13 protein-coding genes are annotated in these 22,385 nt (G+C 64.8%); 8 read left to right on the top strand and 5 right to left on the bottom strand.

Annotated elements, in window-relative coordinates; all coding sequences use genetic code 11:
* Nucleotides 1-4: 4 nt before the first annotated feature.
* Nucleotides 5-1,231 carry an MFS transporter gene (locus BRA1253DRAFT_RS04530; protein ID WP_007591597.1) on the bottom strand — a complete coding sequence of 409 codons (1,227 nt, stop codon included), beginning with the start codon at nt 1,229-1,231 and terminating at the stop codon, nt 5-7.
* An 84-nt stretch (nt 1,232-1,315) separates the two neighbouring features.
* The gene (locus tag BRA1253DRAFT_RS04525) at nt 1,316-2,812 is read right to left on the bottom strand and encodes an amidase (protein WP_007591596.1); all 1,497 of its coding nucleotides are present in this window, start codon (nt 2,810-2,812) and stop codon (nt 1,316-1,318) included.
* Nucleotides 2,813-3,021: 209 nt separating this feature from the next.
* Between BRA1253DRAFT_RS04525 and BRA1253DRAFT_RS04520 the strand changes: the two genes are divergently transcribed.
* The gene (locus tag BRA1253DRAFT_RS04520) at nt 3,022-3,705 is read left to right on the top strand and encodes a helix-turn-helix domain-containing protein (protein WP_007591591.1); all 684 of its coding nucleotides are present in this window, start codon (nt 3,022-3,024) and stop codon (nt 3,703-3,705) included.
* Nucleotides 3,706-3,770: 65 nt separating this feature from the next.
* Here BRA1253DRAFT_RS04520 and BRA1253DRAFT_RS04515 read toward each other — a convergent pair whose 3' ends face one another.
* Nucleotides 3,771-6,845, bottom strand: a complete 3,075-nt coding sequence (locus BRA1253DRAFT_RS04515; protein ID WP_007591589.1) for a ribonuclease E/G — start codon at nt 6,843-6,845, stop codon at nt 3,771-3,773.
* Between the two features lie 705 nt (nt 6,846-7,550).
* On the opposite strand from BRA1253DRAFT_RS04515, the gene BRA1253DRAFT_RS04510 reads away from it, so the two are divergent.
* The 6 genes from BRA1253DRAFT_RS04510 to BRA1253DRAFT_RS04485 all read left to right on the top strand — a co-directional run bounded on the left by BRA1253DRAFT_RS04510 (nt 7,551) and on the right by BRA1253DRAFT_RS04485 (nt 16,112).
* Nucleotides 7,551-8,843 carry an N-acetylmuramoyl-L-alanine amidase gene (locus tag BRA1253DRAFT_RS04510; RefSeq protein WP_007591588.1) on the top strand — a complete coding sequence of 431 codons (1,293 nt, stop codon included), beginning with the start codon at nt 7,551-7,553 and terminating at the stop codon, nt 8,841-8,843.
* A 251-nt stretch (nt 8,844-9,094) separates the two neighbouring features.
* A complete protein-coding gene (locus tag BRA1253DRAFT_RS04505; protein WP_007591587.1) occupies nt 9,095-11,596 on the top strand; it encodes a penicillin-binding protein 1A in 2,502 nt (833 codons plus the stop codon).
* 111 nt (nt 11,597-11,707) lie between these two features.
* Nucleotides 11,708-12,839 (top strand): peptide chain release factor 2 gene (gene prfB / locus BRA1253DRAFT_RS04500; protein ID WP_007591586.1). Its coding sequence is split into 2 segments (ribosomal slippage): nt 11,708-11,776 and nt 11,778-12,839, totalling 1,131 coding nucleotides; the frame shifts between segments, so codons are not numbered across the junction.
* Nucleotides 12,839-13,720: an NAD(P)-dependent oxidoreductase gene (locus tag BRA1253DRAFT_RS04495; RefSeq protein WP_007591584.1), complete on the top strand. Its 882-nt coding sequence runs from the start codon at nt 12,839-12,841 to the stop codon at nt 13,718-13,720. The genes prfB and BRA1253DRAFT_RS04495 overlap by 1 nt, the downstream gene beginning before the upstream one ends.
* A gap of 138 nt (nt 13,721-13,858) precedes the next feature.
* Nucleotides 13,859-14,770 (top strand): DMT family transporter, encoded by a 912-nt coding sequence (locus tag BRA1253DRAFT_RS04490; protein WP_007591582.1) that lies wholly within the window; start codon nt 13,859-13,861, stop codon nt 14,768-14,770.
* Nucleotides 14,771-14,876: 106 nt separating this feature from the next.
* A complete protein-coding gene (locus tag BRA1253DRAFT_RS04485; RefSeq protein WP_007591580.1) occupies nt 14,877-16,112 on the top strand; it encodes an ABC transporter substrate-binding protein in 1,236 nt (411 codons plus the stop codon).
* 18 nt (nt 16,113-16,130) lie between these two features.
* Here the strand turns inward: BRA1253DRAFT_RS04485 and BRA1253DRAFT_RS04480 are convergent, their stop codons facing one another.
* Nucleotides 16,131-17,489 carry a M23 family metallopeptidase gene (locus BRA1253DRAFT_RS04480; RefSeq protein ID WP_007591578.1) on the bottom strand — a complete coding sequence of 453 codons (1,359 nt, stop codon included), beginning with the start codon at nt 17,487-17,489 and terminating at the stop codon, nt 16,131-16,133.
* 110 nt (nt 17,490-17,599) lie between these two features.
* Nucleotides 17,600-18,292, bottom strand: coding sequence for a peroxiredoxin (locus BRA1253DRAFT_RS04475; protein WP_007591576.1), 693 nt, complete (start codon nt 18,290-18,292; stop codon nt 17,600-17,602).
* Nucleotides 18,293-18,496: 204 nt separating this feature from the next.
* Between BRA1253DRAFT_RS04475 and BRA1253DRAFT_RS04470 the strand changes: the two genes are divergently transcribed.
* Nucleotides 18,497-22,300, top strand: coding sequence for a DUF3971 domain-containing protein (locus BRA1253DRAFT_RS04470; protein ID WP_007591574.1), 3,804 nt, complete (start codon nt 18,497-18,499; stop codon nt 22,298-22,300).
* Nucleotides 22,301-22,385 lie beyond the last annotated feature (85 nt).

Below are 22,385 nucleotides of genomic sequence, written 5' to 3'. Positions count from 1 at the left end.
CCTGTCAGGCCGTCTGCGGCATGAGCTTCGGCTGGGCCGTGTTGATGGTTGCGGCGACCACGACTGATAACGCCGTCATCGCCACGAGAAAGCCGAAGGCGGCATCGAACGATCCGGTTCCGGTCACGATGAAGCCGATGGCCACGGGTGCGACGAAGCCCGCGCTCTGGCCGCCGAGATTGACCATGCCGATGCCGGATCCGATCTGGTCGTCGCGGAGCAGCTTGGTCGGAAGCGCAATCACCGAGGCCAGTACGAAGGATTTGAAGAAATAGACCACCGACTGGTAGGTGATCAGCATCGCGATCGTCTCCGCCTTGTACATGGCGTAGAGGAAGATGCCGGTCAATGCGGAGGCGCCGATCAGCAGATATTTTTCGCGCTCGGCGAAGAAGGTCGTCATCACCCAGCCGCCGATCGCGGTCGCGATCGTCGCCATCACGAACGGGATCGGCGCCACGATGCCGACGGTCTTGAGGTCGAGCCCGCGCTGCTGGAGCAGATAGAGCGGCATCCAGGAATCCAGGCCCTTGTTGACGCAGCTGAGGCCGAACCACACCACCATCAGCTGCCACAGCAGCGGATTCTTCATGAGCTCGCGCATCGGCGCACGGCTCTCGGCCTTCGCCCCCGACAGGTTCGGATCGTTCGCGCCCAGGCGGCCCAGATACGGGACGAAGACGAAATAGGCGACCGCAAAGACGATGCCTGCAATGCCGATCGCGTTGAAGGCATGGCGCCAGCCGAGCCAGAGGATCAACGGCGCCATGATCAGCGGCGCGATCATGCTGCCGGCATAGTTGGACGACAGCAGCAGCGCCGACATCTTCGGCCGGCTGTCCTTGTTGAACACCTCCGCGACTGCGCGGATGCTCGCCGGCGGGAAGCCGCCCTCGGCGATACCGAATAGGAAGCGGATCGCGATCAGTGAGGTGAGCGACCAAGCAAGGCTCGTGAACGCCGTGAACAGCGACCACATCACGATGGTGATGATCACCACATATTTCGATCCGAAGCGGTCGGAGAGCCATCCGCCCGGCACCTGCATCGCGGCGTAGCCGAGGAAGAACGCGCTGATGACAATGCCGAGATCTGCGGCCTGGAGGTTGAAGTCCTTGCCGATCTGCGCCAGCGCCAGCGAGATCGCCGCGCGGTCGACATAGGAGATGCAGTAGGCGACGTAGAGCAGGACGAATGCGATGACGCTGGTCTTCCTCGGCAATTCCGTCATCCTCGTCTCCATCGCGCCGCCAGGGCTGGTTTCGGTCGTTGCCGAGTTCAGGTCATGCCCGAGTTCTGATCATTCCCACGTTCTTCATTCCCAACTCAGGAAGCCGGGTGCAGCCGAGAGCGGCGGCGCCACGGCAAGCCGGGCCAGATCGGGCGCCGGCCGGCACAATTGCGCGTCGCCGGCGAACGCTGCTTCGAGGCTCGCGGCCACCGCGAGCACGGCGGCGTCGCCGCCACGCTGACCGACGATCTGCAGGCCGAAAGGCAGCCCGGCTTCATCGAGGCCGAGAGGAATGCTGATGGCGGGATGGCCGGGAAGCGTCACGGCATAAGCGAGCGCCAGCCAATGGAAGTAGGATTTCGTTGGCACCCCGTCGATCTCCGCGGGATGGGGCTCCGACCACGGCCGCGGACTGAGCGTGATGGTGGGGCTGATCAGCACGTCGCAGCTTTCGAAGAAGCTTTGCCAGGCGCGATAGATCCGCGTCTGCGTCGTTGCGGCGCGCGCGTGATCTTCGAGCGTGTAGCCGAGGCCTTCCTCGACATTGGCGCGGACATTGGGCCCGAGCATCTCGGGCCGCTCCTTGTAGTTCTTACCATGCGTCGCCAGGAACATGCCGGCACGCAGCACGGCGAAGGCGTCATCGGCGCCGGAGCAATCCGGCGTCGCCTCGCGGCATTCGGCGAAGAGAGGTGCAAGCTTGCTCACGCGCTGACGGAACACGCGCCGGATGGTCTGCTCGGTCGGGGCGAAGCCGAAGTCTTCGGTGAAGGCCAGGCGCAGCCTGCCGAGTTCTGCGGGGCGCGGCGCGGCCCAGCGTTCGGCATGCCCGCGCACAGGCTCGCCGGGCAGCGTATAGGCGAGCGGATCGCGGGCATCGTCGCTCGCCATCACCGACAGCATCAGCGCGGTGTCGGCGACATTGCGCGCCATCGGCCCGTCGGTCGACAAATTGGACCAGCCGAACACGCGCTTCTCGCTGGCGACGAGGCCGAAGGACGGGCGCATGCCGACAATGCCGGCGAAGCCGGCCGGATTGCGCAAGGAGCCGCCGGTGTCCGAGCCCGAGGCGAGCGGAGCCATGCCGCAGGCGAGCGCCACCGCCGAGCCGCCGGAGGAGCCGGCCGCCGAGCGCATCGGATCGAACGGATTGCCGGTCGCCCCGAACACGGGGTTGCGGGTGTTGCCGCCGGCCGCCCATTCCGGTGTGTTGGTCTTGCCGAAGATGATGGCGCCAGCCGCGCGCAGCCGTGCCACCGAGCCCTGGTCAGCGAGTGGGACGTTGTCCCTCAGCAACGGACTGCCATAGGTGGTGCGCAGTCGAGCGGTGTCCTGGGTGTCCTTGATGAGAACGGGGAGCCCGTGGAGGGCGCCATGATCCTCACCGCGCAGGATGGCAGCCTCGGCTTCCTTGGCAGCGGCGCGAGCGCCAGGCTCGTCCAGTGTCACGACGGCATTGACGGCGGGATTGACGGTGGCGATCCGCGACAGGCACGACTCCAGCAGCTCGACGGGCGAGATGTCCCGGGCGGACAGGCGGCGGCGCAGCTCAACGGCGCTGGAATCGCAAAGGTCGGACAATGCCAATCCCTTTCAAAATTTGAAAACGATTTAGCATATCGGAAAGTGGAGGCCGCGCACCAATATTCGTCAGAACCGGCCATTTCATGCACAAATGCTGGTTTGCCTGCCCAAACGGCGGCCAGATGCGGAACCCAGGGCCGGCTTCAGTCGAAAAGATTAGGTGGATCGATCAAACAATTTTTCGGCCGCCGTGATAACCTTGCTGGATGAGCGAGATCGTGACGACGCCGGAGGGCGCCAACTCCCAGCTGGGCCAATGCCTCAAGGCTGCCCGCCAGGCGCGGGGGCTGACGCTCAAGCAGGTGGCGGAGCGGACCGGCATGGCGCTGTCGACCCTGTCCAAGGTCGAGAACGGTCTGATGTCGCTGACCTACGACAAGCTGCTCCAGCTCACCTCCGGCTTGAAGATGGAGATCGCCGAGCTGTTCAATCCGGTGCCCCCGCGTCCCGAGCAGAGCAGACCGGTCACGGCGCGACGGAGCATCAGCCGTGCCGGGCAGGGGCAGGTGATCACGACCGGATTCTACACCTACACCTATCAATGCACCGATCTGATCGGCAAACGCATGGTGCCGATCCTGGCCGAAGTCAGGGCGCGCTCGCTGGAGGAGTTCGGTCCGCTGCTGCGCCACGCCGGCGAGGAATATTTCGTGGTGACGAGCGGACGCGTTGCCGTCCACACCGAGTTCTACGCGCCGGAGATCCTGGGCGAGGGCGACGGCATTTATCTCGACAGCACCATGGGCCACGCCTACCTCAACGCCGGCGAAGGGCCTGCTGCGACAGGCGTCTGCCTTTGCACCAGCGAAGCGCCTGACCTCTACGATCAGCTCCGCCGGATCGCATCGCGCGACGTGGCGCCGATCGAAGGCGATCCACCGTCGCTCTGAACAGCAAAGAGAGCGTGGAACGAAAAACGCCCGGCCGAAGCCGGGCGTTTTTGATTGGGGCTCGTCTATTCGCCGCCGCCGAAGCGGCGCGACCACCAGCCGGCGCGACGCGGTGCGGCCGAGGTTTCGCTTGCCGCTGCGGGCGCGGGCTCCGGAGCCGGTGCGGGCGGGGCAACCGGCTCGGCCGCCTGCGCGATCGGTGCCGGTTCACTCTGGCTGCTCGACAGGAAGCTCACCTTTTCCCGAACCGTCGAACGGCGTCGTGCGGCCTTGTCGTCGGCGTGCTCTTCGTCCGCGGCAGCAGGAGCCGGCTCAGGCCTGGCCGTTGCCTCAATCCGTGCTTCGGCCCGCGGCTCAGGCTGGGTGACCTGAGGTTCCGACGTGTGCTCGGCCTGCGCGATCGAGGGCGCAGCCTCGCCGCTAAAACCGTCGAAATCGGCGACTGCATCGGTCGCTTCCGACGGCGCACTGGCCGCGAGCTCGTCGCCGATGGAGCCGGCGAGACCTTCCTCGCCAGGACCACGACGCCGACGTCCGCCACGGCGACCACGCCGGCGACGGCGATCGGCGCTGCCCTGCTGCTCGCCACGGGCTCCCTGTTCCTCGCCTTCCTCGCCATCCGGCTCGGCCTCGGCATCCTCTTCGCCTTCGCCGGCCGCCACGGCCGTCTCGGCAAGAGCGGGAGCGCCATCCTCGCGCGTCTCCTCGTCGCGCGGGCCACCGCGACCGCGGCGGCGACGGCGACGCTTGCGGCGCTGGCCGTCCTGCTCGGTAGCGGCGTCGCCTGCGGTCTGCTCCTCGGCGAGACCTTCGGTTTCTTCGGTCTCGACCTCGGATTCGGTCTCCGGATCGAACTCCTCGTCGTCATAGGCCTCTTCGACCAGGGGCGGCGGGCTTGCGGCCGCCTGCGCCGCCAGCAGAGCCTTGGCGGCTTCCAGCGTATGCACCTGCTCGCCGCGGTCGATGACATAGGCCTGCGGCCCGTTGACGCTCGGGTCGGCGATGACCGACAACGTGACCTTGAAGCCGTTCTCGAGGTCGCGCAGATGGCCGCGCTTGTGGTTCAGCACATAGAGCGCGACGTCGGTGCGGGTGCGGACCACCAGATTGTGGGTTGCGCCCTTCATCAGGATCTCTTCGAGGCCGCGCAGCAATTGGAGCGCAACCGAGGACACCGAGCGCACATGGCCGGTGCCACCGCAATGCGTGCAGGGATCGGTCGAGGACTCCAACACGCTGGCGCGGATGCGCTGGCGTGACATTTCGAGCAGGCCGAAATGCGAGATGCGTCCGACCTGGATCCGCGCGCGGTCCTGCCGGAGGCAATCGGACAGCTTGCGCTCGACCGCGCGGTTGTTGCGCTTCTCGTCCATGTCGATGAAGTCGATGACGATCAGGCCGGCGAGATCGCGCAGCCGAAGCTGACGCGCGACCTCCTCGGAGGCTTCGAGATTGGTCTTGAGCGCGGTGTCCTCGATATGATGCTCGCGCGTCGAACGACCGGAGTTGACGTCGATCGAGACCAGCGCTTCGGTCTGGTTGATGACGATGTAGCCGCCGGAGCGCAGTTGCACGGTCGGGGAGAACATCGCATCCAGCTGGCTTTCGACGCCCATGCGCGAGAACAGCGGCTGGCCGTCGCGATACTGCTTCACCGCGCTCACATTGGCGGGCATCAGCATCTTCATGAAGTCGCGCGCTTCACGGTAACCGGATTCACCGGCAACTGAGATCTCGTCGATCTCCTTGTTGTAGAGGTCGCGCAGCGAGCGCTTGATCAGCGAGCCTTCCTCGTAGACGAGGGTCGGGGCCTGCGACTTCAGCGTCATGTCGCGCACCGTCTCCCACATCCGGATCAGGTACTCGAAATCGCGCTTGATCTCGGGCTTGGTGCGGGCGGCGCCAGCGGTGCGCAGAATGATCCCCATGCCCTCGGGCACGTCGAGATCCTGCACCACTTCCTTTAGGCGCGAACGGTCCTGCGCGCTCGTGATCTTGCGGCTGATGCCGCCGCCGCGCGCGGTGTTCGGCATCAAGACGGCATAGCGGCCGGCGAGCGAGAGGTAGGTCGTCAGCGCCGCGCCCTTGTTGCCGCGCTCTTCCTTGACGACCTGCACCAGCATCACCTGGCGGCGCTTGATGACTTCCTGGATCTTGTACTGGCGGCGGGGACGGAAGGTGCGCTCCGGCACTTCTTCCAGCACATCGTCGCCGCCGACGGATTCAACGACGTCCTCTTCGGCTTCCTCGTCGTCCTCGTCTTCGTCGTCATCCTCGGCCGTCGCTTCGGATTCGTGATGCGGAGCCTGCGTGCTCTCGCCGGGGGCGTACACGGCGTCGGCAGGCTCAGTAGCCGACGTCACGGCCTCGGCAAGATCGTCGGCGTGTACGTCGGAGGCAACCTCCTGCGGCTCGGCAACGGCCTCTGTGGCGACCGCGGGCTCGGCGCCGATCGCTGCGACAGGCGCCGGTGTCTCGTCGGCATGATCATGGTCGTGATGGTCGTGCTCGCCATGATGATCGTGGTCGCCATGGTCGTGGGCGTGATGATCGTCACCATGGGCATGATGATGGTCGTCGTGGTCATGCCCTTCGTGGTCATGTGCTTCGTGGCCGTGATGATCGTGGCCTTCGTGCTCGCCGTGATGCTCTGCGCCGGCGTGCAGGTGCTCGCCCTCGTGCGAAGCGCCTTCGGGCAGGGCCTCGCCCTGGACCTGCCGGGCCGCGGGATCGCTGCCTTCGACGACGTCGCTGCGGACGCGCTCGCCATGGCTACGGCGGCGGGAATTGCGGTGGCGGGAGCGGCGGCGGCCCTGGGAGCGGTTCTCGCTCTCTTCCTCGGCCTCGCGATGGGCCTGCTCCTCGGCTTCGATCAGCGCCTGCCGGTCGGCAACCGGGATCTGGTAGTAGTCGGGATGGATTTCGCTGAAGGCGAGGAAGCCGTGGCGGTTGCCGCCATATTCGACGAAAGCGGCCTGGAGCGAGGGTTCGACCCTTGTGACCTTGGCGAGGTAGATATTCCCGCGCAGTTGCTTGCGTTGCGCGGTCTCGAAATCAAACTCTTCGACGCGATTGCCGCGGACCACGACGACCCGGGTCTCTTCCGGGTGGGTGGCATCGATCAACATCTTGTTGGGCATGTCTTAACTCTTGGCGGCGGCGGGCGCGATTCACCGTGGGCGCCATCAGCGCTGCCGGGTGACGCGACGGTCCACCTGATTCGGGGGTGAGGGGAAGGCCGAAACGCCGTCTCTCGCGCCTTGCCGAACCGGACGCCGGAGGACCAAAGTGGCGCGCGGAATTTTCACTCCGCAGCGTCGCGAATGGTCCTTCAGAATTGGTCGGCACAGTCTGGCGCATCAAGCGTCGGCCCGTATGAAACATTGGGCGGCGGGGCCGCCCCTCAATCAGTTGCTGTTGGCCAGGCATGGCGCGAGCGCGCTCGCCTTGGGTATTACGAACCGCTCCCTTGGGATTTAAGGGATCGGGTAACGGGTTGCGCCGCTGTCAGAACCGTCCCGGAAACGTGGTGGTAACCGGGAACCGTCCGCCGCCGGGGCTTGCCCCGCTCCACCTTGCTGCCGCGCACCGCGCTGGACTTAGAGGGGAACGGAAAAACGCTGGAATTCCCAAACCTTGAGAGTTCCGGCGCTGCACCGGGAGGCTGAATGCGACACAACCGGAAATATCGGCCGTCAGCATTCCGTACATACGTGGATTGGGCCATCCGTGCAAGGAGCGTCGCACGGCGGTCACAGTCAGCGAGTTTCGCGTCTCTGTCATTAAGGATCGTTTAACCGTGTGGTTCTATTGCGTTAAAGAGGCTGCTCGGAGGCACGGAATCGGTGGCGAGCCGCGCAAATCAAAGGATCTTGCTAGGATGCGTGCTGCTCTGCGCGGCAGCATTGCCCTGTGCCGATTCCTCGCGCCTGAAGGCTGCGGAAAGTCAGCCTCAACCCGCTGTTGCATCAGTGAATTTCCCGACGGCTTCGGCCGCCCGGCTGGCCGGTGACGGCAGGCAAACCCGCTTTGTCCTCGACATCGACCAGACCGTTAGCTTCCGCGCCGTCACCTTGGCCGACCCGTATCGGGTGGTGGTCGACGTCCCCCAGGTCAATTTTCAACTTCCCGCCGGCACCGGGTCCGGCGGACGCGGACTGGTCAAGGCCTTCCGCTATGGGCTGGTGATGCCCGGCGGCTCCCGAATCGTGTTCGACCTGACGGGCCCGGCCAAGATCGCCAATTCCTACGTGGTGGAGGCCGCCAACGGTCAGCCCGCGCGGCTGGTGCTCGAACTGGAGGAGGTCGAGCGCACCGCCTTCGTGCCGTCGCTGGCTCCGGAAAATCGTCCTGAGCTGCGGCCGGCAATTGCCGATCCGCCGCCCGCGACGGTTCCCGCATCTGCACATCCTGAAGCCGGGCAGAAGGCCGATGGCCGCGCGGTGGTTGTCATCGATCCCGGCCATGGCGGCATCGACAATGGCACCCAGTCGAGCGGCGAGAGCGAGAAGAATCTGGTGCTGGCCTTTGGCCTGGCTCTGCGCGAACGGCTGGAAAAGACCGGCAAATTTCGCGTGGTGATGACACGCGACGACGACACCTTCATCCCGCTCAACGACCGGGTCAAAGTCGCCCGCAGCCTCAAGGCGGCGTTGTTCGTCTCGATCCATGCCGACGCGCTGCCGCGCGCCGAGGGCGATGCCCAGGGCGCGACCATCTACACGTTGTCCGACAAGGCCTCCGACGCCGAGGCGCAGCGGCTGGCGGATGCGGAAAACCGGGCGGACGCCATCGCCGGCTTCAACCTCGCGGAGGAGCCGACCGATGTCGCCGACATCCTGATCGATCTCACCCAGCGGGAAACCCGCACCTTTTCAAGTCGTTTTGCCCACCTGTTGATGGGCGAAATGAAGTCGACCGTGCGGATGCACAAGCATCCCCTGAAATCGGCCGGCTTCCGGGTGCTGAAGGCGCCCGACGTGCCGTCGGTCCTGGTCGAGATCGGCTATGTCTCCAACAAGGGCGACCTCGAGCATCTGGTCTCGGAAGGATGGCGTTCGCGTGCCGTGGGCTCGATGGCACAGGCGATCGACGGGTTTTTGGCCAAGCGGATGGCCACGGCCGGATCGTCAAATTGACGACCGGAGGATCGTCGAATTGAGAAGGGATTTTCCGTCCCGCCGCAAAAGCCCTAGTTTGGCCACAGCGGGCGCTTTATAAAAACGCCGCAGGGGGTTCCGGAATCGGCGAGAATCCCGCTCGGCAAGCGTCTTGGGTCCGGCACCGATAGTATTGAGTAAGGCCGGTGAATTCGCGATGGTTTGGCGCCTGTTTCGGGTGCCAGGGCTGATCTTTGGGCTGATCCAGAGTTTGAACGGATAAACAGATAATGCGCTTGCTGGTGCGGTTCATGGGCTTCCTGTTCGCCGCGGGAACGGTGTTGTTCCTTGTCGGGGTCGGTGCCGTCGCAGGCCTGATCTGGCATTTCTCCAAGGACTTGCCGGACTACTCTCAGCTTCAGGATTACGAGCCGCCGGTGATGACCCGCGTGCACGCGACCGACGGCTCGCTGCTCGGCGAATACGCCAAGGAGCGGCGGCTTTACCTGCCGATCCAGGCGGTGCCGAAACTCGTGATCAACGCCTTCCTCGCGGCCGAGGACAAGAATTTCTACGAGCATGGCGGCATCGACTACACCGGCATGGCGCGCGCCGGCGTGGTCTACATCCAGAACTACGGCTCCAACCGCCGGCCGCAGGGCGCTTCGACGATCACCCAGCAGGTCGCCAAGAACTTCCTTCTGACCAACGAGGTCTCCTTCGCGCGCAAGATCAAGGAAGCCTTGCTGGCCATGCGGATCGAGAAGACCTACTCGAAGGACAAGATCCTCGAGCTGTATCTGAATGAAATCTATCTGGGTCTCGGCGCCTACGGAATCGCGGCTGCGTCGCTGGTTTATTTCGACAAGTCGGTGAACGAGCTGACGGTGGCGGAAGCGTCCTATCTCGCGGCGCTGCCGAAGATGCCTGCGACGCTGCATCCCGTCCGCAACCGCGACCGCGCCATCGAGCGCCGTAACTACGTGATCGATCGTCTCGTTGAGAACGGCTGGGTCAAGCAGGCCGACGCCGACAAGGCGCGCAAGGAGCCGCTGGTCGTTACCAGCCGCTCCAATGGCGCCCACACCTTCGCCGGCGAATATTTCGCCGAGGAAGTGCGCCGCGACATCTTCGAGCGCTATGGCGAGAAGAAACTTTACGAGGGCGGCCTCTCGGTTCGCACTACGCTCGATCCCAAGATTCAGGTCATGGCGCGCAAGACCATGGTCGCCGGTCTCGTCAACTATGACGAGCAGCAGGGCTATCGCGGCGCCATCAGCAAGCTCGACATTTCGGGCGACTGGGGCGTGAAGCTCGCCGAGATCAAGTCTCTGTCCGATATCTCGCCATGGCGCATGGCCGTGGTGCTGGAGACCAGCGATCAGTCGGCGCGCATCGGCTTCCAGCCGAGCCGCGAGCTCGGCGGCGCCATCAGCAAGCAGCGCGAGACCGGCCTCATCACGCTCGACGGCATCAAATGGGCAAGAGCGGCCTCCGGGGCTGCGAAGGGTAGGGCGGCAAGCGCAGTGTCGCAGGTGCTCCAGCCCGGCGACGTGATCTACGCCGATCCGCTGTACAAGGACGCCCAGCCCGTCGAAGGTCAGTACCGGCTGCGCCAGATCCCCGAAGTGTCCGGCGCGATGGTGGTGATGGACCCCTGGACCGGTCGCGTGCTGGCGATGGTCGGCGGCTTCTCGTTCGACCAGAGCCAATTCAACCGCGCCACGCAGGCCTATCGGCAGCCCGGTTCGTCGTTCAAGCCGATCGTCTACTCGGCCGCGCTCGACAACGGCTATACGCCTTCGACTGTCGTGCTCGACGCCCCGATCGAAATCGACCAGGGCCAGGGCGCGGGCGTGTGGCGGCCTGAAAACTTCTCCTCGGGCAAGTTCCAGGGGCCGGTGACGCTGCGCAACGCGCTGCGGCAGTCGCTCAACACGGTGACGGTGCGCCTCGCCCAGGACATCGGCATGCCCCTGATCGGCGAATATGCCCGCCGCTTTGGCGTCTATGACGAACTGCCGAACTATCTGTCCTACGCGCTCGGCGCCGGCGAGACCACGGCGATGCGCATGGTCACGGCATATTCGATGCTCGCCAATGGTGGCCGCCGGGTGAAGCCGACCCTGATCGACCGCATCCAGGATCGCTACGGCCACACCATCTTCAAGCACGACCAGCGCGAATGCCGCGGCTGCGACGCGCCGGGTGGTTGGAAGAACCAGAACGAGCCGCAGCTGATTGACCGCCGCGAGCAGGTGCTGGATTCCATGACCGCCTATCAGATCACCGAGCTGATGGAAGGCGTGGTCCAGGCCGGTACCGCGACCGTGGTCAAGCAGGTCGGCAAGCCGATCGCCGGCAAGACCGGCACCACCAACGAGGCCAAGGACGCCTGGTTCGTCGGTTTCTCGCCCGACGTCGCCGTCGCCATCTACATGGGCTACGACAAGCCGCGTCCGCTCGGCAAGGGTAACGCCGCGACCGGCGGTCATCTCGCAGCTCCCATCGCACGCGACTTCCTCCAGCTCGCGCTCGCCGACAAGCCCGCGGTCCCGTTCAAGGTGCCGGCCGGCATCAAGCTGGTGCGCGTCGTCGCCAAGACCGGCATGCGCGCCGGTCCGGGCGAGACCGGCGGAACCATCCTCGAAGCCTTCAAGCCGGGCACGGCGCCGCCGGATAATTATTCGGTCATCGGCGTTGCCGATGCCGACGGCCGGACGCCGGCGTCGCAGCAGCAGCAGCCGGATTCCGGTTTCTTCATGCGGCCGGGCACCGGCGGGCTGTACTAAGGCTTAGGACAAGACAGACGTTCGTCGCCGCGGCGGTTGCGCTTTTCAGCCGCCGCCGCTACATCCCGTTGTCATTAGACGCGGAACAATTCCGCGAGACCAGAGAACCACATGCGCGCCGAAATCGAACGGTTGGTAGAAGAGATCAAGCAGTCGGTCGGGCTGCTGAGGAGGCATCTTTGACGTCGAGAAATCGACGGCGCGCCTCGCTGAGCTGAACAAGCTCGCAGAAGATCCCAACCTCTGGAACGATCCCCAGAAAGCCCAGAAATTGATGCAGGAGCGCACCTCGCTTGAGGACTCGCTCTCCGGCATCGGTAAGGTCGAGCAGGAGCTCGAAGACGACATCGGCATGATCGAGCTCGGCGAAGCCGAGGGCGATGAGGGCGTCGTCAAGGAAGCCGAAGCCGCACTGAAGAGCCTCAAGAAGGAAGTCGCCCGGCGCGAGCTCGAGGCGCTGCTGTCGGGAGAGGCCGACGGTTTCGATTCCTATCTCGAAGTGCATGCCGGCGCCGGTGGCACCGAGAGCCAGGACTGGGCGCAGATGCTGCTCCGCATGTACTCGCGCTGGGCCGAAACCCACGGCTTCAAGGTCGAGGTGCTGGAAGAGTCCGAGGGCGAAGAGGCCGGCATCAAGTCCGCGACGATCCAGGTCTCCGGCCACAATGCCTATGGCTGGCTCAAGACCGAGGCGGGCGTGCACCGCCTGGTGCGGATCTCGCCATTCGATTCCAACGCGCGGCGGCACACCTCGTTCTCGTCCGTCGCTGTGTTTCCGGTGATCGACGACACCATCAAGATCGACATCAAGGAATCGGACGTCCGCGTCGACACCATGCGCTCAGGCGGCGCCGGCGGCCAGCACGTCAACAAGACCGAGTCCGCGGTGCGGCTGACGCATATCCCGACCGGCGTCGCCGTGGTCTGCCAGGCCGGCCGCTCGCAGCACAAGAACAAGGCGCAGGCCTGGGACATGCTGCGCGCACGGCTTTATCAGATCGAGCTGAAGCGGCGTGAAGAGAAGGCCGCCGCCGACCAGGCCGCCAAGACCGACATCGGCTGGGGCCACCAGATCCGCTCCTACGTGCTCCAGCCCTACCAGATGGTGAAGGATCTGCGCACCGGTGTGCAGACCTCCGATACATCAGGCGTTCTCGGTGGCGATCTCGACGACTTCATGGCCGCGACCCTGGCGCAGCGCGCCTTCGGCACTCCCGGCGCCGACATCGAGGACGTCGACTGATGCCCCGGATCGCCTTCATCGGGCTTGGGCGGATGGGCCATGGCATGGCCGGCCGCTATCTCGATGCCGGCTTCACGGTGACGGTTTGGAATCGCAGCAAAACAAAAGCGGAAGACCTGATCGCGCGCGGCGCGCTGTGGGCGACCTCGCCTGAGGACGCGGCGATCGACGCCGACGCGGTCGTGACGATGGTCGCCGATGACGAGGCCTCGCGCGCGGTCTGGCTCGGGCCCGAGGGCGCAGCCAAGACGGCGAAATCAGGCACCATCGCGATCGAATGCTCCACCGTTTCCTATGACCACGCCCGCGAGATGGGCCGCGAAATGAATGCGCGCGGGCTAATCTATATCGATTGCCCCGTGACGGGATTGCCGGATGCGGCAGCGAGCGGAAAGCTGACGCTGCTCGTTGGTGCCGATCCCGCCGATCTCGAACGCGCGCGGCCCTATCTGACACCGATCGGCTCGACCATCCGCCATTTCGGCGCGGTCGGTGCCGGCACCGTCTACAAGCTGATCAATAATCTGATGGGCGCGATCCAGATCGCCGGCCTCGCTGAGGGACTCGCCATCGCCGAGCAGGCCGGGCTCGACATGAATCTGGTGCTGGAATCAATTCAGGCGGGCGTCGCCGCAAGCCCGCAGGTGCAGCGCCACTCCAAGCGCATGGTCGCCCGCGATTTTTCCGGCGCAACGTTCACGGCGGCGCTGCGGCACAAGGATGCCGCCTACGCAGTGAAGCTCGCCGAGAGCCTGCTGGCCGACAAGCCGCTGGTCGCGCGCGCCGCCGTCGAGGCCTACGCGCAGGCGAAGGCTGCGATGCCTGACGACGATGAAGGCAAGATGATCGAGCTGGTGTCGCGGCCGAAGAAGCCGTCCTAGCGGATCACATCGACATGGGGCAGCGTCGTTTGCCTCGTTCGCACGTTGGTCTTGTAAACGGATGCGTCATCGGAAATCGGGTGGCGCTGTTCGCAGGATCGTCCTAGGCGGCTGTCTCGCCTAGCGACATGAGACGCCATGCCCCTGAATCACAGCCGGATCGACGCGCGCGACTGGTCGCTGCTCGCTGTGCTCTCGGTGCTCTGGGGCGGGTCGTTCTTCTTCAACGGCGCGGCGCTGCGGGAATTGCCGCCGCTCACGCTGGTGCTTTTGCGCGTTGCACTTGGCGCGGCCATTCTACTGCCGCTGCTCCGTGTCCAGGGCATTGGCTTTCCCAAGGGCATCGCCGGCTGGAAACCGTTCGTCGCGATTGGGCTCCTCAACAACGTCATCCCGTTCTCGCTGATCGTGGTCGGCCAGACCTTCATTCCAAGCGGGCTGGCGTCGATCCTGAATGCCACCACGCCGCTGTTCACGGTGATCGTAATGGCGGCGGCAGGCGAAGAGGCCTTACGGCTGCGTCGCGTCGCCGGCGTGGCACTGGGCCTCGCCGGCGTGATCATCCTGCGCGGATGGGGCGCTGAAACACGGGCGGGGCAGGGGCTCGGTATCCTGCTCTGCCTCGGCGGCGCCTTCAGCTATGGCTTTGCGGCGCTGGCAGCGCGCCGGTTGTTGAAGGACTCCCCGCCGCTGGTGACGGCAGCCTATCAACTGATGGCTTCCACGGTGATGATGGTGATCGTCGCGGGCGCAGCGGAGCAGCCGTGGCGTCTGCCGATGCCGGGCATGACGACGTGGCTTGCAGTGCTTGGCCTTGCCGGCCTGTCGACGACGCTCGCCTATATCGTCTTCTTCCAGATCCTGCGGCGGTCGGGTGCGACCAACGTGATGCTGGTGACGCTGCTCATTCCCGTCACCGCCGTTCTTCTGGGATGGCTGGTGCTGGGCGAACCGATCTCGATGCGAGAGATCGCGGGCGCGATCGTGATCGGCAGCGCGTTGCTGGTGATCGATGGGCGCGTTCTGGACCTGCTTCGGCGCGGCACATAGTTCCAGAGTCGTCGTTTCACCTCACGGAAAATCGCGGCGCTTGCCAGCCGCCGCTCCCCTTGCGACACTCTCGGCAAAACAAGACTACAAAACAGGGGAGAGAACGATGCCGGGTCGTCGCGAAAACCTTGCTGCCCTCGCCATTCTTGCTGCCGCAGTGTTGGCCACAACACCGGCCCTGGCGCAGAAGAAATACGATCCCGGCGCCACCGATACCGAAATCAAGCTCGGCAACATCATGCCCTATAGCGGGCCGGCGTCGTCCTATGGCGTGATCGGCAAGACCGAGGCCGCGTTCTTCAAGATGATCAACGACCAGGGCGGCATCAACGGGCGCAAGATCAATTTCATCAGCTATGACGACGCCTATTCGCCGCCAAAGGCGATCGAGCAGGCGCGCAAGCTGGTCGAGAGCGACGAGGTGTTGCTGATCTTCCAGCCGCTCGGCACGCCTTCGAACTCCGCGATCATGAAATACATGAACGCCAAGAAGGTACCGCAGCTCTTCGTCGCCTCCGGCGGCACCAAGTTCGGCGACCCCAAGAATTTCCCATGGACCATGGGATTTCAGCCGAACTACCAGAGCGAGGGGCGGATCTACGCAAAATATATCCGTGACAACTTTCCAAACAGCAAGATCGCGGTGTTCTGGCAGAACGACGACGCCGGCAAGGACCAGTTCAAGGGCCTGAAGGATGGGCTCGGCGACAAGGCCAATATGATCATCGCCGACAAATCCTATGAGGTCAGCGATCCCTCGATCGACTCGCAGATCGTTGCGCTTCACGATTCCGGTGCCGACATCTTCTTCTCCTGGGCTGCGCCAAAGGGATCGGCACAGGCGATCCGGAAGGTCGGCGAGCTCGGCTGGAAGCCAAAATTCTTCCTCGCCAATACGGCTACGTCGATCGCCTCGGTGCTCAAGCCCGCCGGACTCGACTATTCCAAGGACATCATCTCGACCGCATATTTGAAGGATCCGACCGACCCGACCTGGGACAAGGACCCAGCGGTCATCGCGTGGCGTACCTTTATGGACAAGTACTATCCCGAAGGGGACAAGACCAACGCCAACAACCTTTATGGCTACGTTCAGGCGGAGGCGATGGCGCAGGTGCTGAAGCAGTGCGGCGATAATCTCACGCGTGACAACGTGATGAAGCAGGCCTCGAACCTGAAGGATTTCCACACCGACCTGATGCTGCCCGGCATCATGGTCAACACCTCGGCCGACGATTATTTCCCGATCGAGCAGATGCAGCTGATGCGCTTCAACGGGCAGGCCTGGGAGCTGTTCGGCGACGTCATCACAGGAGAGGTCGGCCACGAGCGCGGCCAGTAGAATGCGAGAAGCGCGGGCCTAGCCCGCGCTGAGCCGCACGCCGGCGCGCAGGAATTTCTGCGGATCGACCGCTTCGCCGTCGATCCGGGTTTCATAGTGCAGATGCGGGCCGGTGGAACGGCCGGTCGAGCCGACGAGTCCGACGACCTGGCCGATTCTCACGATCTCGCCGACCCTGACGTTGATCTCGGAGAGATGGCCGTAGCGAGTCGCAAGGCCATTGCCGTGATCGACCTCGATCATGCGGCCGTAGCCGCCGGACCAGCCGGCGGAGACGACCTTGCCGTTGGCGGTGACGCGAACGGGATCGCCGCTCGCCGCGCGGAAGTCGAGCCCGGTGTGCATCGCGGGCCGGCCGAGGAACGGATCGCTGCGCACGCCGAAACCGGAGGTGAACTCGACCTCGCCGATGACGGGCTTGCGATAGGGCACGAGTGCGAGGGTGCGATTGAGCCGGTCCATCTCGGCGCGGGTGCTGTTGATGCGATAGAGCTGCTTTTCGAACGGCCCCGAACTGGCGGTGAGTTTTACGGGTACGAAAGGCCCGCCCATCGCCGTGCGCGGCACGGCGGCTTCGAGATTTGCGAGGTTCAGGCCGAGATCGCTGACGACGCCGCGCATCCGGCGCATGCGTGAGTCCATGCCTTCCTCGACGGCGTTGAGCGCCGCCATCTGGCGACGCTCGACTTGGTCAAGCGAGGTCGTGAGCCGAACGACGACGTTGTCGAACCCTTGATTCTTGGCGAATTGATTGACGGGCGGAGCTGCGAGGGTCGGCGCGCGCGATTCGAGCCGCGCTTCGCGATCCGGCGGCGCCACGAAGATCACGGTGTCGCCGATCGGCGAGGGTTTTGGCGTGCCCTGCGTCGTCTGGCTGGCGTCGCCACGCTGCGGGGTGGACCGGGGAATCGATCCGGTCACGTCCGGCATGGACCCGAGCGCCGTGGCACGGGACTCCAGCGCCGTCTGGCGCTTCATGATCTGGTCGAGCTTCTGGTCGAACTGCTCCTGGTCGAGCAGTTGCCGGCTGGTGGTGCGGTCGACCTTGGCGCGCAGCTCGGCGATGCGGTCCTCATAGGCGTATTGCATCTCGGCCTGCCGGGCGATCAGCCGGGTGAGGACGTCGTCGCGGAAGGCGAAATAGGTCGCGGTTGCGGCCGACCAGAGCCCGAGCAACACGACGGTGCCGACCACGATCCAGAACACCACAGGTCCCAGGCGAACCTGCTTGCCGTGATGCACGATGGTGTAGGCGTCGTCGGTATCCGGAAGGGGAAGCGCTGTTGCCACAGCGGCGGCACGGCGATGAAAGGCTCGTCCGTGGTCGTGGGGGTGATGTTGGGGGTACTGCGAGAATTGGGCAGAACTTTTCGACATCGGCACTCCCGCGCCGGTCGGATGAGTCCGTACGGCCTAATTGCCGCGGCAATCTGGGCCAGTCATGGTTAATTTTCCGGAAACGGAACCGCTTGAATTTAAAGGATTGGTTAAAGCCTTCTTGCGGCCTCCAGCACCTCGTCGGCGTGGCCGTCGACCCGGACATTGCGCCAGATCCGGGCGATCTTGCCGTCGGCGCCAAGCAGCATCGTGGTACGAAGAACTCCCAGGAAGCTCTTGCCATACATGGACTTTTCGCCCCAGACGCCGTAGGCTTCCAGCATCTCGTGTGTCTCGTCCGAGATGAGGGGCACTCCGAGACCATGCTTGTCGCGGAACTTGTCCTGAGCCTTGACTGGATCAGCGGAGATACCGAGCACGGCGGTGCCAGCCGTGGCGAAGGCGCCGGTCAGCCGGGTGAAATCGATGGCCTCCCTGGTGCAGCCCGGCGTGTCGGCGCGGGGGTAGAAGAACAGGACCAGCTTCTGGCCGGTATAATCCGACAGCGCGACGACACCGCCACCGTCGCGGGGCAGGCGGAAGGCGGGAGCCTTCTGACCCTCGACCAAGCCGGCCTTCGCCGCCGTTTTGGGGGCGGATGCCGATTTGGAAGAATTTAACCGTTTCGATGCGTCCTTATGCGATGCTGTCTTTGCTATGGTCCCAGTTGATTTGCTCGCCGGTGTCCGCTGTGTTTTCGCGGACTTGGTTTGAGTCGCAGCCCGCGCTTTCACGGGCGTCTTTTTAGCCGTCGGACTACCGGAGGGCGTTTTGGACGATTTCTTTCGGGATTTCTTGGACATACGCCTTCCTTTCGTCGCTTTCGGCGGGTCAACCAAAGCGGTATTGCAGCCCTCTTCCGGTCTACCGGAATCGTGCCCTCGGCTGGGCGAGTCTGACGACGCCGGAGTCTGGTTACAAGGAATTCCACGCACCACCCCACTGCTCGTTGAACGCGCTCCCGGGGCGACATGACGAACAGAAGGAATATTCGAGGTATGGCGGCAATGCCGGCGCAGGGAGCTTCGCTTCCCGTCGACGGCTGCGGCCCCGGCGGCGCTCAATCCCACGACGGGCGCCTGTATCGAGAGGCAATGGCAAGGAATACGTCGCCCCAGGATTACAATCGGGATTTGGATCGGCGCGGCAGCCAACCAGAGCAGCAGCAATGGGACGACGCCGATTGGGATCCGGATCAGGAAGCGGCGGCGGGCTATCGGGCACGCCGGCTGTTGTCGCGTTCCAATTCGGGCTTCCATCGGTTCGCTGACGGGTTTGGGCCGCTGCGCCGCTGGATGGGCGGCGGTCGCTGGCTGAAGCGCGTGGCCGTGGTCGTCGGTGCCCTGGTTGTCATCTTCGTCGGCTGTTTCGGCGCACTGTGGTGGCGGCTCGGTGCCGGTCCCATCAATCTCGACATTGCGACGCCGTGGCTCGCCGCCGCGATCGAGGACAATATCGGTCACGGCAACACCGTGGAGGTCGGCGGCACGCAGATCGAACGGGCCGGGCGGATCCGCATCGCCGTGCGTATCCGTGATATCGTCGTGCGCGACCACGATCACGTCATTGTCGCCACCGCACCGAAGGCCGAGGTGAAGCTGTCGGGTGCAGGCCTGCTGATGGGGCATCTGCGCGCCGAAAGCCTCAACCTCGTCGATGCCGAGCTCGCGATCCGGATCGCGCCTGACGGGACGGTCACAGTGTCGGCTGGCGACACCGCAAAGCCGCTCGCCACCGGCGTCGCCTCCAAGAAGGACGCGGGGCTGCCGCCGACTTTCCCGCGCAACGGTGTCCCACCGCCGCCATTCGCAACCGAGCCTGCGACCCCCGACACATCGCAAGCCGCGACCCAGGTCACGGCCCCGACCGGCATTCTTCAGGGCCTCGACTGGCTCGACAGTCTGAGCATGACCGGCCTCGACGGCCAGAATCTCAACGAGATCGGCCTGAAGAACGGCAATCTGATCGTCGACGACCAGCAGCGCGGCAGCAAATGGACGTTCGAGAACATCACGCTCAGCCTGCGCCGACCGAGCCATGGCGGCGTCGCGCTCAGCCTCGGCGAGGAGGGCGCGCGTCCGTGGTCGTTGCGTGCCACGATCGGACCCACCGAGAACGGCGTGCGCTCGGTCGATATCCGCGCCGACAAGGTCTCGACCGCCAACATCCTGCTGGCGTTGCGGGTGAAGGACCTCACCTACACCGCCGACCTGCCGCTGACCGGCGAGCTCAAGGGCGAGCTCGGCCGCGACGGCGTGCCGACCTTCTTTCGCGGCAAGATCACGGTCGGTGCGGGCAACATCATCGACACCGATACGCCCGACTATCCGATGGCGATCGACTCGGCCGAGATCAATGTCGAGTGGGACGCCAACCGGCGGGTGCTGGTCGCTCCGTTCAAGATCCTCTCGGGCGCGAACCGCCTGACGCTGCTGGCTCATGTCGAGCCGCCCAACGGCAACGTCAATGACTGGCAGCTCGGTTTCAGCGGCGGCTCGATCCTGCTCGGCGGCATCGACAACGAGCCGCCGCTGGTCTTCAACCGTATTGCGATCGGCTTCCGCTTCGATACCGACCACAAGAGGCTGCTGTTGACGCAGGCCGATATCTCCAACGGAGAGATCGGCGTCGCCGGCACCGGTGCCATCGACTATTCGGGCGAGCCGCGGCTGACATTGGGCTTTGCGGGAACGCCGATGTCGGCCTCCGCGCTCAAGCGGATGTGGCCGACGCTTGTGGTTCCCGAGTTGCGCGAATGGGTAATCGAGCGGATCGAGCGTGGAACGCTCCAGCGCATCGAGATCGGCGTTAATTCGCCGACGAAGAATCTTCCGCGCAAGGGCCCACCCATTCCCGACGACGGCCTGTCGGTCAATATCGTGGCGAGCGGTGTCACGGTTCGTCCCGTCGATGGCCTGCCGGTGGTGCACGATGCCGATTTGAAGGCGCGCGTGACCGGGCGCACCGCGACGGTGAATATCGGGCAGGGCACTGCCGATACGCCAGCGGGCCGCAAGATCACGATTTCCGACTTCGTCTTCGAGGTGCCCGATATGGCGCCCAAGCCGTCGCCGTCGCGGACCAGGTTCCGTGTCGAAGGTCCGGTGCCTGCTGCCGCCGAAATGCTTTCCAACGATCGCCTGAGCGATCTGTCGTCGACCGTCATCGATCCCAATACGAGCAAGGGGACGTTCTCGGCGAACGTCCAGCTTGGGCTGCCAGTCAAGGGCGAGCTGACCAAAGCCGACACCACCTACAGCGTTACCGCCGATCTCAACGGTTTTGGTGCCGACAAGCTGGTGATGAACCAGAAGCTGGAGGCCAACAACCTCAAGATCGTCGCGAGCAACCAGGGCTATCAGGTCAAGGGCGACGTCAAGATCAACGGGCAGGCGGCCTCGCTCGACTACCGCAAACCGGCCGAGGGCGATGCGGACGTCAAATTGCAGGCTACGCTGGACGATGCGAGCCGCGCGCGCCTCGGGTTCGATCTGGGTCCCGCCGTCAGCGGATCGGTGCCGATCAAGCTCTCGGGCAAGATCGCCGGGGGGCCCGACCAGACGACGAAGCTCGGCATCGAGGCCGACCTGACCTCGGTCAAGCTCGACAACATCCTGCCCGGCTGGGTCAAGCTGCCGGGCAGAGCGGGCAAGGCCAGCTTCAAGGTGGTGCCGACGGCGCAATCGACGCGTCTGGAGGACATCGTCATCGAAGGCGGCGGCGCCTCGATCAAGGGGGCGCTCGAGGTCGATCCGAACGGCGACCTCATGAACGCGAACTTCCCGACCTACGCGCCGTCCGACGGCGACAAGGCGTCGCTGAAGGTGGAGCGCGGCCAGGACGGCGTGATCAAGGGCACGATGCGCGGCGACGTATTCGACGGCCGCGGTTTCCTGAAATCGGCAATCTCAGGCAGTTCCAAGGACGATGCCAAGAGCAAGACGAAGAACGTCGATTTCGACATGGACGTGAAGCTCGGCGCCGTCATGGGATTCAATGGCGAGGCGATGCGCAGCGTTGAGGCCAAGATGTCGCGGCGCAATGGTGCGGTCAAAGCCTTCACGCTGAGCGGCAGGATCGGAAAAGACACGCCTGTGGCAGCCGATTTGCGCGGAGGCCGCGCCCAGGGCAACCGCGAGGTGATCTATCTCCAGACCAGCGATGCCGGCGCGCTCCTGCGCTTCACCGACACCACCAACAAGGTCTTCGGCGGCCAGATGGTGGTGGCGATGGAGCCGCCGACGTCAGAGCCTACGACCAGGGAAGGCCTGATCAACGTGCGCGACTTCTCGGTCAAGGGAATGGATCAGCTCGATCGAGTCGCGGCAGGCGGTCCCAACGGTGCGCAGAGCGGCGTCGCCTTCACGGCGCTGCGAGCGGAGTTCACCCGGCAGAACGGCGCGCTCACGATCCGCGACGGCGTCGTCCAGGGGCCGATGATCGGCGGCACCATCGAAGGCTCGATCGACTATCCCGGCAACCAGGTCTGCATGAGCGGCACCTTCGTGCCGATGTACGGGCTCAACAATATCCCCGCTAAGATTCCACTCGTCGGCCTGTTGCTCGGCGGCGGTAGCAATGAAGGCGTGATCGGCGTCACGTATGAGGTCGTGGGCACGCCGGCCGCGCCGGTGATGCGCGTCAATCCGATCTCGGCGATGATGCCGGGTCTGTTCCGTAAGATCTTCGAGTTCAACACCGGCAAGCAGAACTCGCCGTTCGACGAGCAATTGCCGTCGGCACAATCCGGCGAGAGCCCGACCGGATCAGCAAGGCCGCTGTCGAGCGGCTGCAGCCTCGCGCGGCGATAGCCGCGGGCTACCCGCTTCTCGTGTCCGAGAATGAATGCGGATGGTGGTTTGCGCGCGGCCATCCTTCGAGACGCCCGCTCCGCGG

It is taken from the genome of Bradyrhizobium sp. WSM1253 (assembly GCF_000244935.1).
Lineage (GTDB): Bacteria > Pseudomonadota > Alphaproteobacteria > Rhizobiales > Xanthobacteraceae > Bradyrhizobium > Bradyrhizobium canariense.
Note: the sequence above shows the minus strand (reverse complement) of the source record. Positions and strands in the feature narration are given on the sequence as shown.

Excerpts from the sequence above, each read along its gene's own strand:
- BRA1253DRAFT_RS04480 (WP_007591578.1), bottom strand. The coding sequence starts at position 17,489 with ATGTCGAAAAGTTCTGCCCAATTCTCGCAGTACCCCCAACATCACCCC.
- BRA1253DRAFT_RS04495 (WP_007591584.1), top strand. The coding sequence starts at position 12,839 with ATGCCCCGGATCGCCTTCATCGGGCTTGGGCGGATGGGCCATGGCATG.
- BRA1253DRAFT_RS04520 (WP_007591591.1), top strand. The coding sequence starts at position 3,022 with ATGAGCGAGATCGTGACGACGCCGGAGGGCGCCAACTCCCAGCTGGGC.
- BRA1253DRAFT_RS04505 (WP_007591587.1), top strand. The coding sequence starts at position 9,095 with ATGCGCTTGCTGGTGCGGTTCATGGGCTTCCTGTTCGCCGCGGGAACG.
- BRA1253DRAFT_RS04475 (WP_007591576.1), bottom strand. The coding sequence starts at position 18,292 with ATGTCCAAGAAATCCCGAAAGAAATCGTCCAAAACGCCCTCCGGTAGT.
- BRA1253DRAFT_RS04530 (WP_007591597.1), bottom strand. The coding sequence starts at position 1,231 with ATGACGGAATTGCCGAGGAAGACCAGCGTCATCGCATTCGTCCTGCTC.
- BRA1253DRAFT_RS04515 (WP_007591589.1), bottom strand. The coding sequence starts at position 6,845 with ATGCCCAACAAGATGTTGATCGATGCCACCCACCCGGAAGAGACCCGG.
- BRA1253DRAFT_RS04470 (WP_007591574.1), top strand. The coding sequence starts at position 18,497 with ATGCCGGCGCAGGGAGCTTCGCTTCCCGTCGACGGCTGCGGCCCCGGC.
- BRA1253DRAFT_RS04490 (WP_007591582.1), top strand. The coding sequence starts at position 13,859 with ATGCCCCTGAATCACAGCCGGATCGACGCGCGCGACTGGTCGCTGCTC.
- BRA1253DRAFT_RS04485 (WP_007591580.1), top strand. The coding sequence starts at position 14,877 with ATGCCGGGTCGTCGCGAAAACCTTGCTGCCCTCGCCATTCTTGCTGCC.